This window comes from Rheinheimera soli (assembly GCF_021290985.1).
Classification (GTDB): Bacteria; Pseudomonadota; Gammaproteobacteria; order Enterobacterales; family Alteromonadaceae; genus Pararheinheimera; species Pararheinheimera soli.
Genome location: NZ_JAJOYU010000003.1, coordinates 55,860 through 73,077 on the forward strand (window position 1 = coordinate 55,860; position 17,218 = coordinate 73,077).

The following is a 17,218-nucleotide window of genomic DNA, read 5'->3' on the forward strand; positions in this document are numbered from 1 at the left end:
CTAACTTGTTAAAAACTGAAGATTTTTACCACTTGTCTTTGTTAAAGTAAGGCTCTTTTTCTGACCAAAAGGCAGGCTAATATGGCCATTGAATGGATTGTTGCTTATTTGCTGCTGGGTGCCGCTGTAGGTTTTTTTGCCGGATTATTAGGGGTTGGCGGTGGCGGTATTATGGTACCAGTACTAACAGCTTTATTTTTAGCGCAACAATTTCCTGCTGAATTATCTGTGCATATGGCTCTGGCCACTTCGATGGCTGCCATCATTGTCACTTCCTTTTCTAGTATGCGCAGTCACCAGAAGCATGGCGCTGTGTTATGGCCAGTGGTCTGGAAATTAACTCCGGCTATTTTAATAGGCACAGTGGCCGCCGCTTATCTGGCGGCTGCTTTATCTTCTTTGGCACTGGCGATATTTTTCTGCTGTTTTATGAGCTATGTCGCGCTGCAGATGCTGCTGAATGTCAAACCCAAAGCCAGCAGGCAATTGCCCGGACTGGTTGGATTTAGTCTTACAGGTCTGGTTATTGGTGCCGTATCTGCTTTAGTGGCTATAGGTGGTGGCTCTTTGACTGTGCCTTTTTTAACCTGGTGTAATGTCAAAATTCAGCAGGCCATTGGCACTTCTGCCGCAGTGGGCTTACCTATTGCTATCAGCGGTACTTTGGGCTATTTCCTCGCTGGTGCTTCGACAGATGCCGTGTTGCCAGACTACAGTCTGGGTTATGTCTATCTGCCGGCTATGCTACTGATTGCTGCTGTCAGTTATTTTACTGCGCCGCTTGGCGCTTCGCTGGCGCATCGTTTGCCTGTGGCTACTTTAAAGAAAGTATTTGCCGCCTTGCTTATCGCATTAAGCGCTAAAATGTTACATAGCGTCTTAACCTCTTAAAGGGCTGTGAAGGCCTGTGATACACTCGGGCCTATAGGTTATCCGGACTTTATATCCAGAAATGAAGAGAATAAATACTATGTCTGATCTGATCCAAATTCGTTTAAGCAGTGCTGTTGCAGACGCCAAATGGGGCAAAAATGTGCTGCTGACACCAGACGCAACTGGCTATCAATTGCATGTCAAAGCTGCTGATTTACGCGCTGTGCAAAAAGCCGGTCGTCAACTGGATGCTTTGGGCATTCAACAATTTCAACTGGCAGGTGACGGCTGGACTGTCGACAGTCAGTGGGCTTTGTATCAGGGGTTTTGTAACGCGAAAAAGCTTGGCGCTATTGGCTGGACAGGCACTGAAGCAGAACAGCAACAGTTGCAGCAATTGCACCAAACCTTTAGCTGGGCTAAAGCCATTATCAATCAGACGCCTGAAGATTTAGCTCCTGTGGCTTTGGCAGAGCAGGCTGCGGCTTTTATCAGCTCAATTGCACCAGCAGGTACAGTGTCCAGCGAAATTATTGCAGGCTCAGCCTTATTAGAACAAGGCTGGGTAGGTATTCATGCGGTCGGCCGTGGCAGTGAGCGAGCTCCTGCTATGTTGGTGCTGGATTACAACCCTACAGGTAAAGCTGACGCTGCTGTGTTTGCCGCTTTAGTAGGTAAAGGTATTACTTTTGATTCGGGTGGTTATTCGATTAAAGCCAGTGAAGGCATGGTCACCATGAAATGTGATATGGGCGGCGCAGCCACTGTCACAGCCGCTTTAGCTTTGGCGATATTGCAGGGTTTAAACAAAAGAGTGCAGTTGATTTTATGCTGCGCTGAAAACCTGATCTCAGGTGGCGCTTTTAAATTGGGCGATATTCTGACCTATAAAAATGGTGTGACAGTAGAGATCGTTAATACAGACGCCGAAGGCCGTTTAGTGCTGGCTGATGGTCTGCAGAAAGCTGCAGAGTCTGGTACCGGATTGATTATTGATGCAGCCACTTTAACGGGTGCTGCGATGAATGCTTTAGGTTCTGAATACAATGCAGTCTTTGCTTTGGATAAAGCTTTAGCACAACGGGTGTTAGGTTATGCCGAACAAGTGCAGGAAGGTGCCTGGCAATTGCCGCTGGAGAAATGGCACCAAGGCCAATGTCCTTCACCTTATGCCGATACGGCCAACAGCCGTCCTGTGAAAGGTGGTGGTACTGGTGGCGCCAGCAATGCGGCAGGCTTTTTAAGCCGTTTTGTGCCTAACGATGGCAAAGGCTGGGTGCATTTAGATTTAGCCGCAGCTTTCCATAACTCAGCGAATGGTTTCTGGGCCGCTGGCGCTACAGGTATGGGCATTCGTTTAGTGGCTCAAACTCTGACACAGGAATAATTGTTGGCTAATTGCTGTTTAAGGCAGCAGTTAGCCGCATAAAGTTTGTTTCTGGCTTCGGTTCAACGAAAAAAGCAGCTAAGATAAGGCTGCTTTTTGTTTTTTGCGAGACCTGATTTGTTACCTGTTGCAGAGATTTGCCCAAGGCTGGTTCAGAGCCTGAAACAGCACAACAAAGTGATTTTATCTGCGCCGCCAGGTGCTGGTAAATCAACCTACCTACCCCTGTATTTGCTTAAAGATGCTAATTTTGCAGGCAAAACTATTCTACTGTTAGAGCCGAGGCGTCTGGCGGCTAAAAGCATTGCCAGTTATCTGGCCAGCCAGTTGAACGAAGCCGTGGGCCAGCAGGTGGGTTATCAAATCCGCTATGAGAAAAGTGTCAGTAAAAATACCCGACTGTTGATAGTCACAGAAGGTGTGTTGATCCGAAAAATTCAGCAGGATCCAGAGCTTGCAGCTATAGACCTGATTATCTTTGATGAATTTCATGAACGTTCTTTGCAAGCCGATTTAGCTTTGGCTTTGGCGCTGGAAGTGCAGCAGCTTAACAGCGAGCTTCAACTGCTAATTATGTCCGCCACTTTAGACCAACAAAAACTCGCAGCGGCTTTAGATGCACCTGTGCTTAGCAGCGAAGGTCGCAGTTATCCGGTGGATATTCTGTATCAGCCGCCGAGTTCTGAACCCATCTGGTTGCAAAGTGCCAGACTAAGCTTGCAGGCAAGTATCAAACATCAGGGCAGTATTCTGACCTTTTTACCGGGCCAGCGAGATATTAATCAGGCAAAGGACTGGTTATTGGAGCAAAGCAGAGACAGCAACTTAGATATTTATGCTTTATCCGGTGCTTTAACTTTGGCTGAGCAGCAGCAAGCCATAGCACCAAGTCCTGCGGGGCGGCGTAAACTGGTGCTGACCACTAATATCGCTGAAACCAGTCTGACTATTGAAGGTATTGAAGTGGTGGTCGATTCCGGTTTCTGTCGCCAGGCTGTGTATCATCCGAAACATGGTTTAACCAGGCTCGACACTGTCGCTATCAGCCAGGCCGCTGCTATTCAAAGAGCGGGTCGGGCAGGGCGTTTATCGGCAGGCATTTGTTATCGCCTTGATAGTGCCGAGCTGTGGCAACGCCGTATTGCCTTTACTCCAGCCTCAATACTGCAATCGGATTTAACGTCGCTGCTGTTGGAAATCTCGGCCTGGGGCTGTTCAGCAGAGCAACTCTTCTGGTTGGATCAACCGCCACAAGCCAACCTGAAATCTGCAGCCTGGGTGTTGTTGCAACTGAAAGCCATCACGAACAAAGGCCAAATCACCGACTTTGGCAGACAGTTGTTAGCTACAGGTACTGAACCCAGACTGGCGGCTTTAGTGCTGCATGGTAAAGAGCTGGAACACCAAGGTGAGCAAGGGGCTGCCTGGTTGGCCGTGGTGCTGGCTACTCTGCTGGAAAACCCAAACCGCAGCCGGGAGCAGGATATCGATCAGTTGCTGCAGCAACCCTTGTATGGCGCTTTACTGCAACAGGCAAAACAACTGGCGCAGCAGAATCAAGTTAAAGTCTGTGCTTTTTTACCACAGCACTTAACGGCCGTGTTACTAAGCCGCGCTTTCCCTGACAGAATAGCGCTGTTACGAGGCAAAGGTTATCTGCTGACCAACAGCGCCGGAGCTTCGTTGTTTCCGGATAGCCCTTTGTCTGGCGCTGAAGTACTGGTGATCTGTGATTTGTATTTTGGTCAGAGTACTCAAATTAGTCTGGCAGCCCGATGGAGCATGGCAGAGCTGATAAAGGAGTGGCGGGCTGATTTGCAACAACAGCAGTATGTGGGTTTTGATGCTCAGCAAGGGCGTTTTATCGCAGAACAACGTTTAACACTCGGCAGTTGTGTGCTGGAACGTAAACCGCTGAATATCAAACTAACAGAAACACAACAGCAACAGGCTTGGCTGGATTGGTTAAAACAGCAAGGTTTGCAGTCTTTGGCCTGGACAGAGCAAGCCCTGCAGGTGCGGTACAGGCTGCAGCTTATGCAAGTTTATATGCCTGAACATCATTTGCCCAAGGTGGATGAAGATAGCTTGTGGGCTGATGCTGAAGTCTGGTTAGCGCCCGCTTTGGGCAAGTTTACAAAGTTGAATGATTTGAATAAGTTAGATCTTTACACTTTATTGTGGCAACGTTTAACTTATAAAGAGCAGCAGCTGTTAAATAGCTGCATGCCAGACAGTTGGCGTTCAGCTGTGGGATCTATGATCCCTGTTCACTACAGCGACGAAGGAGAAGCCATTTTGTCGATCCGAATTCAGGAAATGTTTGGTCAGCTAGATACTCCTGCTGTAGCAAACGGGCGTTTAGCCATGAAAATTCATTTATTGTCGCCGGCGCGTCGCCCTTTACAGGTGACGCAGGATTTAGCCAGTTTCTGGGCCAATAGTTATGCTGAAGTGAAGAAGGAAATGAAAGGTCGTTATCCAAAACACTATTGGCCAGACAATCCTGCAGACGCCATGCCGACCAATAAAACTAAAAAAGCTATGCAAAAATGACTCAAAAACAAAGCCGTACCCCAAGAAAAAAACCAGCCGCTAAAAACACCAAAGGCTCCCAGTTTGCCAGGCAAATGTTGTGGCTTGGCCTGAAAATAGGGCTGGTGTTGCTGCTCACTTTATTTATCTACCTGATTTATCTGGACAGCAAAATTACCACTTTGTTTTCTGGCCATAAATGGCAGTTTCCGGCTCAGGTGTATGCCCGTAGTCTGGAGTTAATACCTGGTAAAAGTCTGACACAAAAGCAATTAATCAGTGAGCTTGATTTACTGCAGTACAGAGCTGTGGATGCAGTCAAAGGTCCGGGGCAATACAGTCAGAGTGGCGATAAAGTGGTGGTGTTTCGCCGCGCTTTTCAGTTTGCCGATGGTTATGATCAGGAAGAAGCTTTTACTGTGTCTTTTGCCGGTCAAAGAGTGCATAACATTTATGATCATCAGCTGAAAAAGTCGGTACAAAAAGCCCGGATTGAACCTCAACTGGTTCAGCATTTGGTATCTTCCGAACAAGAAGACAGAGAAATGGTGTTTTTGGCTGACCTGCCTGAGCACATAAAAGACGCTTTGCTGACGATAGAAGATCGTGATTTTTATCAACATCATGGTGTATCAGTCTGGTCTGTAATCAGAGCGTTCTGGGCAAATTTGCAAGCGGGAAGAACAGTGCAGGGCGGCTCGACTTTGACTCAGCAACTGGCAAAAAACATGTATCTGACGTCTGAACAAACATTGATCCGCAAAGTAAACGAAGCACTGATCGCGCTGATCCTTGATTACCGCTACAGCAAAGATCAAATTCTTGAAGCCTATCTGAACGAAATATTTATCGGCCAGTTCCATAACAATGCAGTGCATGGTTTTGCTTTGGGCAGTAAATTTTATTTTGGCAAGCCGCTGAATGAGTTATTGCCGGAAGAATATGCGCTACTGGTGGCTATTGTAAAAGGTCCGTCTTATTACGACCCACGTCGTTTTGGCGCCAGAGCAAAAAGCAGGCGTGATCTGGTACTGAAAATGCTGCATAACGAAAAGTTACTGTCAGAGGCTGAATATAATCGTGCTGTCAGTAAACCTTTGGCCGTGATCCCTATGGGTCATCATTTAAAAGGCCGATCACCTTCTTATCTGGATGCAGTAAAACGTGAACTGAAGGATTTAGTGACAGATCCGGCTACCATTGAAAGCGGTATGAAGATTTTTACTTATATGGATCCCCAGGCTCAACTTGCAGCAGAGCATACAGTGAAACAACGTTTGTCTGAGCTGGATAGCAAACTGGAAGCAGCTATGGTGGTCACGGATTATCAGGCCGGTTCATACAAAGCCATAGTGGGTGGCAAAGCCGTGCATTTTGCTGGTTATAACAGAGCTTTAGATGCCCGTCGTCAGATTGGCAGTATAGTAAAACCTGTACTGTATTTGCAGGCGCTGGCGAAACCTAATCAGTTTAGTCTGGCGACTATGCTGGATGACAGCCCTATCCATCTGAAAGGCAATCCGAAGGGCTGGAGTCCACAGAATTTTGATAAGAAGTTCCGCGGCCAGGTCACCTTGATCCAGGCGTTATCCGAATCACTCAATGTCCCTACAGTGCGTTTGGGTTTAAAACTAGGTTTACCTGCATTGCAGGATGGCTTTCAACGTTTGGGGCTTGAGCGTGAATTGAAACTGCAGCCGGCAGCCTTCTTAGGGGCGGTAGAGCTGACTCCTGCTGAAGTAGCACAGCTGTATCAGGTTATTGCCAATAAAGGCCGTTATATAAAATTAGCCAGTATAGAGTCAATTACTAAAACTGACGGTACTATGCTTTATCAGCGCAGAAACATTGTGCAACAAAGAGTTACAGAAGAAGCAGACTACCTGTTGCAATATGCGATGCAGCAAAGCACCCGCAGCGGTACTGCAAAAACTCTGGCAAATCAGTTTTCCGGTATACGTTTTGCGGGAAAAACCGGCACCTCCAGTGATCACAAAGACAGCTGGTTTACAGGTTTTGAGCATGAAAGCTCGGTCACCATCTGGTTAGGACGAGATGATAATAAATCTATAGGTTTGACAGGTGGTTCGGGTGCTTTAACCTTATTTAGTCAGTACTTCAGAATGGTGCCTCCGAACTCTTTGTTCAGAGCTGTGCCACCAGATGTCACTTTAGGGCGTTTTTCTGCCAGCACGGGCAGGGCTGTAGCCGATCATTGTGGCGGAACTCTGTTGTTGCCAAAAGTTGTCAATGCGACACTACTTACGGAATGCGAATAAACGGGAATTATTGACTTATGTCGTTCAGGCCAGAGAAGCAGTTAAAAGTTGAAGAGTGGTGGTATTTGCCGCAGCTGGATAAGCTGGCAAAGCTAAATGACAGAATGGAAGTCAGTGAAGTGGCTGATCTCGATCATTTGTGCCAAAGCGTATTAAACTTTTTCCTACTGAACTCAGGCCGTTTGATCAGTAAAGAAGAATTACTGAAAGAAGTCTGGCGAATGACCTCTGTCACTGATGGCCGTGTTGCCAGGGTGATCAGTATCTTGCGTGATGTATTGGGTGATGACGTAAAGTCGCCGCGTTATATTGAAACCATTCCAAAACGCGGCTACCGTTTTATTGCTAAAGTGATTGAGCAGGAGCAACAAATCGCTCTGGCTTCCGATCGTCAGGATGAACCTCAAAGTGCAGCGGAACGTAAAATCAACCGCATCTGGTGGGCAGCTTTAACTGTATCTACATTACTATTAGGCTTGTTGGCCAGTTGGATCTTCTGGCCAAGCCACTCTTCAGTGCAACAGCAAGCCCCTTTTGTCAACTGGAGCCCGGTGTCTTCGCTGGATGGTTTTGAGTATTATCCTGCTATTTCAAATGATAAAAACTTTCTGGTTTACAGTTATCAGAAAGATAAAGATCATTCTAATGTACTGATGCTGCAAAATTTGCAGACGCATCAGACTCAACAATTAACAGATAGTGACTCCCACGATTTTGGTGCCAGTTTTCGGCCAGATGGCAAAGCTATTGCTTATCAGCGCCTTAAGTATCGTGAGTCCTGTGAAATTCGGCTGCTAACTTTTACCGGTGAACCTGGCCTTTCGGCGACGGAAGATAAGTTGTTAGCGTCCTGCGGGGGCGGCAGTACTTCGACCCGTATTTCCTGGGCTCCTGATGGAAAATCTTTGTTGTTTAGCAGTGATGAAAACAACAAGCAACGTATGGCTATTTTTTCGCTGGATATAGCGTCCGGCAGCAAAACCCAACTGGTGTTGCCTGGCAATACTGGTATGGGTGACTTTACTGCCCGTTATTCGTATAGCGGCGATAAAATAGCCTTTTTGCGGGATGTGGCCAGTAACTCAGTGCAAATTTGGATTATGGATTTAAATAGCAGAGAAACTTCGTTATTGCTGCATCTAAAGCATAGTTATCCGGGAGATCTGGCATGGAGTCATAACGATGAGTTTATTTATTACCCTGCTCATAAATGGAATATTGAAAGTGTGAATATCAACACAGCTGAGCAACAGACGGTGGCTTTAACCAATAATCAGGCTTATGAAATTGCTTTAGGAGGCGACGGTGAGTTTTATGGCTCGATAGGGCGTTATGGCAATTATTATATTAAAAAATTTAATAATCCTATGACTAATCCAATAGCCTCAGAAGAAATAGTGTTTAAGTCCAATCGCAGCGAACGGTTGGTTGAGGCTAACCCTACAGTGGACGGCCCCACAGCAGCTGTTTCTATGCGAACTGGTTTACCGCAAATCTGGTTATTTTATCCGAATGGCACACAACAGATGATTAGTCAGTTTGAAAGTTCTGTGGTGATTTCTGATATGGAATTTTCAGGAGATGGCAAGCAACTGCTGGTGTTGATTGATCAGGAAGTTTGGTTATTTGATTTAGCAGGTAAGTCTAAAAAAATCAGTGCAAAAGGTGAGGTGGTTAAAAATTTAAGCTGGGGTCAGCAAACCAATAATGTGTTTTACACGGTGAATAATAAAGGCAACTGGCAGGTGATGTCTTATTTACTGGACACGAAGAACCCGCCAGAGGTTTATCTGGATGGTGTGGACTTATTTGTGCAAAGTAAAGGCAGCCATCATCAGTTAAAACGAAGTACGGTAACAGGTAAATACAGTATTTTAACTGAGCAGGGAGAGGAACCCCTTAGTGATGAAGTTCAGCGTCTGATGTTTGCTGAGTCTTCCTCTTTTGTGTTAAGAGAAAATGGTATCTACTTTTCTGCGACCAATAATCAACTGAAAAGTGAGTTATTTTTTTACTCTTATCAGGATAAAAGTCTAACACCAATGGCTTTAGTCTCTGATTTGCATTCGTCCCGTTTCTCTTTAAGCCATGATGGTCAATATATTTATATGGTGATAGGTGAAAGTCAGGATTTGGATATCGCTAAATTAGAGTTAGAAACCATAAATTAATCATTAATTTATAACAATTTCATCAGTTTATGTTTTTTAGCGGAACCGATACTTTGGTGGTCAAATTCAACCACCCAACATTGGAACCTCTATTATGAAACTGATTAAATTTATCGCTGCTGCTGCTTTAATTGCTTCTACTTCTTTAGTTTCTGGCGGTAACGCTGCGCCTGTTGGTGTGGCACCAGCTACAATAGCCTCATGTTACAACTGGCCGTTTTGTCGTGACGTGGAAATTACTGAGCAAACAACAGAGCAACAACAATATATAGCGTCATGTTACAACTGGCCATTTTGCCGTGATGTTGAAGTGACGGACCAGGTGCTGCCGCAGCAACTGCAAACAGAAACAGTTCGCAAAGCCGCATAACTCCCGCTCTACTTTTCGCCTGAATTGGTTATAATCCGCCTACTTGTTTATGTAGGCGGATCCTTATGCAACATACAGCAGACTACCTGACCTTTGGTCAATGGCGGTATCTGCGTACCATTGGTCAATTACAGCCTCTGTCAGCATCCGCTGATCCGGAGGTGCTGACATTGGAACCCCGGTTGCATAAGCTACTTAATTTTTTCCTCGATCATAAAGATCTGGTGGTCAGCCGCGAGCAACTTCTGTCCGGAGTCTGGGGGGAAGGGCTTGGATCGGATGAATCTTTAACCCGGGCCATAGCTGCACTAAGGCGTGCTTTACAAGACAGCAGAGTGGAACCGACTTATATCGCAACCTTGTCGAAAAAAGGCTACTGCTGGCTGGCTCCTGTGGCAGCGGTTGATTTGCCACCAGTCAGTCATACTGCAGAACCAGACACAGCGGCTCCAGCGGATTTGCGCAGCACTCAACACGCCATAGACAGCTGGCACAGTGGTAAAAAGAGTAAACTAAAACGTATTCGCTATATCTGGTTCAGTACCTTAGTCTTGTTACTTTTTAGTCTGAGTTTTGCTTTGTTGGTCATTAAAATGAACGAAAAAGCAACCTTACCTCGTTACTTGCAAGTCACGCCTGTCAGCGCTTTGGACGGTAAAGAACAAACGCCATTGTTATCCAGTGATCAGTCTTTATTGCTATTTCAACATCAGTTGCCAAATGAATCCAATTGGCGCTGGGTGGCGCAACAATTACCTTCGATGCAATCCCGCCGTGATGAGCAAACCTTTCAGCAGCTTTCTCAGCCACATTGGGACAATGCAAATCAGATTATATTCCGCGCTCAGCAGCAACAGGATTGTGTGTTCTGGCGTAAAACTGTTAAACCCCAGTTTGCGGCCGCTACTCCGTTGTTTTCCTGCCATCAGTTTATCGCCGCAGGGCAAGCCATATCGGCCGATGGCCTCTATTGGCTGGATTTAGATCCGGCTACCGGACAAAGCCAACTCTGGCTGTGGCAGCAGGACAGCTCGCAACGCTTGTTGATGCAGTTTCCGGCCTGGTGGCGGGGTGTCAGTCATTTAATTGTCAGAGATAAAACCGCTTATGCCTTAGCTCAGGTAGGTTACAGTCGTTCTTCGCTGATCGAACTTGATCTGGCAGATTTGGACTGGAAACTTATTGCGGACTTTGATTTCTCGGCGAATCAATTAACCTGGTGGGGAGAGCATGACTTGTTGGTAAATAAGTCTGCTCACCAGCTTCAGGTGTTGTCGCTGCGTACAGGCAACAGCAGGGTCTTTGGTGAAATGACCTTCAATCTGGCTGATAGTTCTGTATGGAAACAGTCTTTACTGGCAGTTTATCCAGCGCAAGCTGTGACGGATTTACGTCAGTTGCAATGGCAGGAGCAGAGCAGTCATATAGTGTCTCTGCCTTTTGTGGAAAGTAATAGATCCGAATCTTTATTGCTGGTGCAACAGGACCAGTATTTCTTTGTCTCAGACCGCTCAGGTTTACCTCAACTGTGGCGATCGGACGGGCAAAATACACAGCAAATCAGCCATTTTAAAACACAGTTGGCGATCCAGCAGCTGTTATGGTTTGACGGCAAATTGGTGCTATTGATTGACAGACAACTCTTTGAGTATTCAGCAGCGCAAGATGAGTTGTTGCCTTTGACCGAAATATTGCCCGGCAGTGAACGTTTTGTCGTTTGCAATGACGCTTTGTATTGGACGTCCTATGGTCAGAGAGGCTGGGCATTACATCAGCTAGAACAAGCTAAGGTGAGTCAACTGTTGACGGATATAGTGAATGTGCAGTGCGGACCGGATCAAAGCCTGGTTGTGCAGCAGCAGGATTCGTCTTATCTGAAACAATGGCAACAAGGACAGCTTATGACACTGCCAGTGCAAATCAACTGGCGGACAACGGCAGCAGAGGCTTGGGCCAGCACTGAAACCGGTTTGTATTGGTTATCCGACAAGGGAACAGAATTAAATTATTACGACTGGAATACTAAACAACAGCAACAATGGCCGCTGTCGCAAGCGGCTCATGCTTTGATAGCAGGGAAGGGCGCTCTGTTTACAGAGCAATTCAGGGTTCAGGACACAGACATTGTCTGGCTGCATCCTGAGCCTGATTTGTGATAGCAGGCTTTAAGCCTTCAGTTGGATAAAAGCTTTTTTGGCTGCAGCTATGGTGTAGGCCAGATCGTCATCTGTATGAGCGACAGACAAGAAACCTGCTTCATAAGCTGAAGGTGCCAGATAAACGCCCTGGTCCAACATCAGATGGAAAAAACGCTTAAAGGCAGCGATATCACACTGAGTAGCTTGCTGATAGTTGGTGATTTGCGCTTCATTGCTGAAAAACACCCCAAACATACCACCGACTTGAGTGGTCGCAAGTGGAATGCCCACTTCTTTAGCCGCTGCAGCTAAACCTTCAATCAACTGCGTGGTTTTGGCTGTGAGTACATCATAAACACCAGGCTTACGGATTTCTGTCAGTGCAGCTAAACCAGCAGCCATAGCTATAGGATTACCGGATAAAGTGCCAGCCTGATAGACACCACCTAAAGGGGCTATATGTTGCATAATGTCGCGACGGCCACCAAAAGCGCCAACCGGCATACCACCACCTATAATTTTACCTAAAGTAGTCAGGTCAGGTTTGATGTTGTAATAAGCCTGAGCTCCACCTAAAGCGACCCGGAAGCCTGTCATCACTTCATCAAAAATCAGCACAGCACCGTACTGATCACAAAGGGCACGTAAACCTTCTAAAAAGCCTGGTGCTGGTGGAATGCAGTTCATATTGCCGGCAACCGGCTCGACGATAATACAAGCCAAATCCGTGCCTTGTTCGGCAAAAATCTGTTTGACCTGCTCTAAGTTATTAAACTCTGCCGTCAGAGTATATTTGGCAAAATCAGCTGGTACGCCAGGTGAATTCGGTACACCTAAAGTTAAAGCGCCTGAGCCAGCTTTGACCAATAAAGAGTCGGCGTGACCGTGGTAACAGCCTTCAAATTTTAAAATGCTGTTGCGGCCGGTAAAACCACGGGCTAAACGAATAGCGCTCATAGTGGCTTCTGTGCCTGAGCTGACCATACGGACCATCTCCATGCTTGGCACTAATTCACAAATGGTTTCAGCCATAGTAATTTCAGCAGGGCAAGGCGCACCAAAACTTAAGCCTTTTTCAGCAGCTTTAATTACAGCTTCGCGGATAGCAGGGTGGTTATGACCTAGCAGCATTGGGCCCCAGGAGCCGATATAATCGATGTACTTTTTACCATCGACATCATACAAATAAGCACCATTGGCACTATCGATAAAAACTGGCGTGCCACCTACGCTTTTAAATGCGCGAACAGGGGAATTCACACCACCTGGAATGGTTTTTTGGGCTTGCTGAAATAACTGCTCTGACTTGGACATAGAAGATCCTTAAAACGAAATCTTTAAAACTAAAAATTTAAAAGAAAGCCGGGCACAAAACCCGACTTAAAGATGAATGTGTTGTGGCTTACTTGTTGCTGTACCAGGGCACTTCACGTTCGTATTTACTCACCAGTTGGTCCACACCTAAGGTCAGAGCAAACAAAGCCATACGCACTAAAACGCCGTTATCCGCCTGACGGAAAATCGCCAGATGAGGGTTCAGGTTTAAGTCGTTGTCGAGCTCATTGGCTTCGATACGTGAATCCCGTGGCAGCGGATGCATAATAACGGTGTTGGATTTACAGTGCTTGGTATAAATATCCTGATTTAAGCGAAACTTACCGCGGTATTTATTCGCTTCTTCCTGAGACGGAAAGCGCTCTTCCTGAATACGGGTTTGATAGACAATATCAGCGTTTAAGTTACCAGCCAGTTGATCCGTCACTGTCACTCTGTGACCGGCATTTTCAATGAGCGAGACAATATCATCCGGCATCGCCAGTTCGTTTGGCGCTATCAGTGTGAACTGAATATTTTTATACAGCGCCAGTAACTTCGATAGCGAATGCACTGTACGGCCAAACTTTAAATCACCAATCATAGCGATATGCATACCGTCTATGGGCTGCTGTGACGCCGCCAGTTCCTTTTCTATAGTGAACAAATCCAGCAAAGCCTGAGTTGGGTGTTCATTGGCGCCGTCTCCGCCATTGAGTACAGGCACCCGGCTGCCTTCAGCAAATTCAGCCACTGAGCCTGCTTGTGGATGACGCATGGCAATGACATCACTGTAACTGCTGATCACCCGGGCTGTATCAAACAAAGACTCGCCTTTGGATAAGGCTGAGGACTGCATACCTGTAGTTTCGCGAACTTCGCCACCCAATAGATTAAAAGCACAGCCAAAGCTGACACGGGTTCTGGTGCTGGGTTCAAAAAATAAATTCCCTAAAATTGCACCTTCCAGCACTGTAGTGCGTTTCTGGCGTTTGGCATAAGGTTCCATGCTGCGGGCAATATCAAAAACCTGCTGAATTTTGTCGCGGTCAAACTGTTTGACGGAGAGGATATGTTCGCCTTTAAAGCTCATACTGGGTGCTCATCTGCTAGAGGTTGCGGGGGCGCCGAAACTGGCTGAAAGTCGGCGCGTATCATAGCAAATAAGCTGCTTAAAATCAGCCTAGAGCGGCTTCAAAATCGCCAGAAAAATAATGGCAAACAGCAACAGGACCGGGAACTCATTAAAGAAGCGGTAAAACCTACTGCTTTTGCTGTTTTTACCCTGTTTAAAATCGCTCAACAGCTTAAAACAGTAACCATGATAGATATAAAGCAAAATCACCAATATGAGTTTGTAATGCAGCCAGCTACTTGCTGCAAACCAGGCTGCACCATACAGATGGATCAGCCATAGCCCAAACACTAGCGTCAGCACCGCAAAAGGTGTGACAAAATACAGTAATCGCCTTTCCATCACTTTAAACTGTGCATCGACGGCTGGGTCTTTAGTTTCGGCGTGATACACAAAAAGCCGCGGCAGATAAAAAATTCCGGCAAACCAAGCCACCATAAAACTGACATGCAACGCTTTAATGACAAGTAGTGTATTCATCAGATTAAATTATTCTGTTTAGTTAAAAGGGCGCGGACCTGTTCCCAACGGATCAGACCCAGCATTTGTTCTGGTTGTTGTGGGTCGAAAATATACACCACCCCACCTTTTTGTTCGTCCAGAAGGGTATGGACTTCAGCCATAGTGGTCTGATGGCTTAATCCTTGTATTGGCAAATGCAATAAAGTCGATTGACCTGTCATAGATGCGTCCAGATCATAATCGATCAGCAGGAAAGGCTGTTCAGGATTACCTGTGTATTGGATCAGTAACTGGTGGGCTTCTTTTTCCGCCAGTGTTTGCTCAATCTGTTGCTCTTCTGCGGCTGTGATCAGCAAATAGTCTTTATCCAGCATCGCCAGCACACCGACTTTTTGTAGCACATCGTCGGCTGGTGCCAGTTTATAAGGCAGTTGTTGCAGTTCCAACTGCAGCACAAAAATAGATTTGTTTTTAAACAGCTGCACTGTGGTGACATAAGCGCAGGTAATCACCAGCATGGCGGGCACTATAATATCCGGGTTGTAAGACAACTCCATCACAGCCACTAAAGCGGCCAAAGGCGCATGTAAAGTGGCCGCCATAAAACCCGCCATACCTAAAGTGGCATAAGTGCCGGATAAGCTGGCATCGCCCGATACAAATACAGGTAAAAATGCCAATAAAGTACCAGCCAGAATGCCGATACCAAAAACCGGACCTATCACACCGCCCGGCACAGCCAGACCTACTGCAACTATGGTCAAAAGAAATTTCGCCAGCAAAATAGTCAGCAATAACCAGAACTCAGTGGATGCAGTCACAGCATAAAATATCGCGCCTGTTTCAGCTCCCATAGCCTGAGGAACCAGATGACCTACTGCCGCTGTAATAGCTGCAGCGAGCAATAATTTCAGTGCTAAATGCCACTTCTGAAACCATTTTAAAATACGCCAGATACTCTGGTTAAACACATAAGCGGCAGCGCCTATAGCGATACCGCAAAGCACCAGATAAGGCAGATGCCAGCCACTGATAGAGACAATCTTTAATGCTGCTAGATCATTGCCCATACCAAACACTCCACGGGTCAACAAAGCGCCCACTACTGAGGCCAGCATCACAGGCACAAACACATGAATTCGGTATTCCCGCAGCACCACTTCCATCACAAAAATAACGGCGGCTAGAGGTGTGTTGAAAGAGGCCGAAATGGCTGCTGCTATGCCGCAGCCGGCCAGAATACGAATACTGTTATAAGGCAGGTGTAAATATTGGCCAAGCAATCCGGCACCAAAAGCACCTAAATGCACCGAAGGACCTTCACGTCCAACAGAGAAACCACTGGTCAGGGCGATAATGCCACCAAAAAATTGGTTAAAGGTATTCCAGAAGGGCATCACCCCATAGCGGGTTTTTATACGATGGATCACATAGGCTATGCCCATACGATAATGAGAAAGCCCAACCAGCATGGCCATAATACTGATCAGAATGGCGGCAATAAAAGGCAAAGCCCAACGATAACCTTCAGCTATACCTGAAAAGTCATCAGTGCGTTCTAAAAAGAAACTTTGGATGCCGATAATAGTCAGACGGAACAGCAGAATAATTAATGCAGCTAAAAAGCCTGCCACTATAGCCAGTAGGCAGAGTTGTACTGACGTGAGAGGGAAAGCTAACCGAAGTCGTAATTTTGCTTGCCAGTCCGCTGGTAGTAACATGCTATAGTGTCTGAGTCCGCGATAGGCAAAGTGTAACATAACTATTTGAGTAGGTTGATGAATCGTATGCAGTTTATGCTCTGGCTCAAAGGCAGTTGGAGACAAGTATTAGTAACCGCAGGCCTGATGGGGCTTGCTGCATTGGCCGGGCAGTTGTTTGGCAATTATTATTATGTGAAACAAGTGAATGTGCTGTCGTCCAAACTGGAAGAAAGTCAGAAAAAAACCAACAGTCTGACAGCCAGCATGAATGAACAGTTAAAACAAAATGACTATTTAACGGCAGAACTGGCGGTAGAGAAAAGTGCCGGGCAGTTGATCCAGCAAGAACTCAAAGCTGAACAGCAAAAGTTGTTTGATACCCGTAAAGAACTGGCTTTTTACCAGCGTATTATTTCCCCTGAATTACAGGCCGATAGCCTGATTATTGACAGCTTCAGTATCAGTCCTGGCGCTTCTGCCACTAAGTACAGATTTAATCTGGTGCTGATCCAGCAGGATAAACAGCGTAATTTTGCCAAGGGTACAGTCGATTTAAAATTACATGGCTTTAGCGGCGATAAACGAGACAGTATCGATTTGTTGCAATTGGCCGGATTCAGCAAAAGTGACAAAGCTTTTAGCTTTAAATATTTTCAGATCATCGAAGGTGAGTTTTCTTTGCCAGAAGGCTTTAAACCAGAAAAAGTGGATGTGGCACTCAAGGTTGCCGCAGCTCGTTCGGCCAAGTCAGCTAAGGTCGATAAGAGCTTTTTCTGGCCTGCTGAACAGCCTGGCGAAATACTTGAATAAATTAGTCAGGTATTAGATAATCCGCGCCCAGTTATACCGGA

The 17,218-nt window shown here is 46.2% G+C and carries 12 protein-coding genes; 8 read left to right on the plus strand and 4 right to left on the minus strand.

The window, feature by feature from the left end; genetic code table 11:
* Positions 1 to 81: 81 nt before the first annotated feature.
* The 7 genes from LSG37_RS03605 (at position 82) to LSG37_RS03635 (ending at position 11,771) form a co-directional block, all read left to right on the plus strand.
* Positions 82 to 891 carry a sulfite exporter TauE/SafE family protein gene (locus LSG37_RS03605; protein ID WP_233078504.1) on the plus strand — a complete coding sequence of 270 codons (810 nt, stop codon included), beginning with the start codon at positions 82 to 84 and terminating at the stop codon, positions 889 to 891.
* Positions 892 to 970: 79 nt separating this feature from the next.
* Positions 971 to 2,260, plus strand: coding sequence for an aminopeptidase PepB (pepB, locus tag LSG37_RS03610; RefSeq protein WP_233078508.1), 1,290 nt, complete (start codon positions 971 to 973; stop codon positions 2,258 to 2,260).
* Positions 2,261 to 2,356: 96 nt separating this feature from the next.
* Positions 2,357 to 4,816: an ATP-dependent helicase HrpB gene (hrpB, locus tag LSG37_RS03615; RefSeq protein ID WP_233078512.1), complete on the plus strand. Its 2,460-nt coding sequence runs from the start codon at positions 2,357 to 2,359 to the stop codon at positions 4,814 to 4,816.
* Entirely contained in the window at positions 4,813 to 7,074 is a 2,262-nt protein-coding gene (mrcB, locus tag LSG37_RS03620; RefSeq protein WP_233078514.1) for a penicillin-binding protein 1B, read from the plus strand. Before hrpB ends, mrcB begins: the two co-directional genes overlap by 4 nt.
* A 17-nt stretch (positions 7,075 to 7,091) precedes the next feature.
* Positions 7,092 to 9,245: a winged helix-turn-helix domain-containing protein gene (locus tag LSG37_RS03625; RefSeq protein ID WP_233078515.1), complete on the plus strand. Its 2,154-nt coding sequence runs from the start codon at positions 7,092 to 7,094 to the stop codon at positions 9,243 to 9,245.
* A 94-nt stretch (positions 9,246 to 9,339) separates the two neighbouring features.
* On the plus strand, positions 9,340 to 9,615 hold the full coding sequence (locus tag LSG37_RS03630; protein ID WP_233078518.1) for a hypothetical protein: 276 nt from the start codon (positions 9,340 to 9,342) through the stop codon (positions 9,613 to 9,615).
* Positions 9,616 to 9,680: 65 nt separating this feature from the next.
* Complete coding sequence (locus tag LSG37_RS03635) at positions 9,681 to 11,771, plus strand: winged helix-turn-helix domain-containing protein (RefSeq protein WP_233078519.1); 2,091 nt, start codon at positions 9,681 to 9,683, stop codon at positions 11,769 to 11,771.
* A 9-nt stretch (positions 11,772 to 11,780) separates the two neighbouring features.
* Here LSG37_RS03635 and hemL read toward each other — a convergent pair whose 3' ends face one another.
* From hemL to LSG37_RS03655, 4 genes are all read right to left on the minus strand, one after another.
* A complete protein-coding gene (gene hemL / locus LSG37_RS03640; RefSeq protein WP_233078527.1) occupies positions 11,781 to 13,067 on the minus strand; it encodes a glutamate-1-semialdehyde 2,1-aminomutase in 1,287 nt (428 codons plus the stop codon).
* An 88-nt stretch (positions 13,068 to 13,155) separates the two neighbouring features.
* Positions 13,156 to 14,160, minus strand: coding sequence for an aspartate carbamoyltransferase (locus LSG37_RS03645; RefSeq protein WP_233078531.1), 1,005 nt, complete (start codon positions 14,158 to 14,160; stop codon positions 13,156 to 13,158).
* Between the two features lie 90 nt (positions 14,161 to 14,250).
* The gene (locus LSG37_RS03650) at positions 14,251 to 14,682 is read right to left on the minus strand and encodes a CopD family protein (protein WP_233078538.1); all 432 of its coding nucleotides are present in this window, start codon (positions 14,680 to 14,682) and stop codon (positions 14,251 to 14,253) included.
* A complete protein-coding gene (locus LSG37_RS03655) occupies positions 14,682 to 16,385 on the minus strand; it encodes a chloride channel protein (protein ID WP_233078540.1) in 1,704 nt (567 codons plus the stop codon). Before LSG37_RS03655 ends, LSG37_RS03650 begins: the two co-directional genes overlap by 1 nt.
* A gap of 57 nt (positions 16,386 to 16,442) precedes the next feature.
* On the opposite strand from LSG37_RS03655, the gene LSG37_RS03660 reads away from it, so the two are divergent.
* Entirely contained in the window at positions 16,443 to 17,177 is a 735-nt protein-coding gene (locus LSG37_RS03660) for a DUF6776 family protein (RefSeq protein ID WP_233078542.1), read from the plus strand.
* The last annotated feature ends 41 nt before the right edge of the window (positions 17,178 to 17,218 follow it).

Coding starts and splice junctions, on each gene's coding strand:
- hemL (WP_233078527.1), bottom strand. CDS start 13,067: ATGTCCAAGTCAGAGCAGTTATTTCAGCAAGCCCAAAAAACCATTCCA.
- pepB (WP_233078508.1), top strand. CDS start 971: ATGTCTGATCTGATCCAAATTCGTTTAAGCAGTGCTGTTGCAGACGCC.
- LSG37_RS03605 (WP_233078504.1), top strand. CDS start 82: ATGGCCATTGAATGGATTGTTGCTTATTTGCTGCTGGGTGCCGCTGTA.
- LSG37_RS03645 (WP_233078531.1), bottom strand. CDS start 14,160: ATGAGCTTTAAAGGCGAACATATCCTCTCCGTCAAACAGTTTGACCGC.
- mrcB (WP_233078514.1), top strand. CDS start 4,813: ATGACTCAAAAACAAAGCCGTACCCCAAGAAAAAAACCAGCCGCTAAA.
- LSG37_RS03625 (WP_233078515.1), top strand. CDS start 7,092: ATGTCGTTCAGGCCAGAGAAGCAGTTAAAAGTTGAAGAGTGGTGGTAT.
- LSG37_RS03655 (WP_233078540.1), bottom strand. CDS start 16,385: ATGTTACTACCAGCGGACTGGCAAGCAAAATTACGACTTCGGTTAGCT.
- LSG37_RS03650 (WP_233078538.1), bottom strand. CDS start 14,682: ATGAATACACTACTTGTCATTAAAGCGTTGCATGTCAGTTTTATGGTG.
- LSG37_RS03635 (WP_233078519.1), top strand. CDS start 9,681: ATGCAACATACAGCAGACTACCTGACCTTTGGTCAATGGCGGTATCTG.
- LSG37_RS03630 (WP_233078518.1), top strand. CDS start 9,340: ATGAAACTGATTAAATTTATCGCTGCTGCTGCTTTAATTGCTTCTACT.
- LSG37_RS03660 (WP_233078542.1), top strand. CDS start 16,443: ATGAATCGTATGCAGTTTATGCTCTGGCTCAAAGGCAGTTGGAGACAA.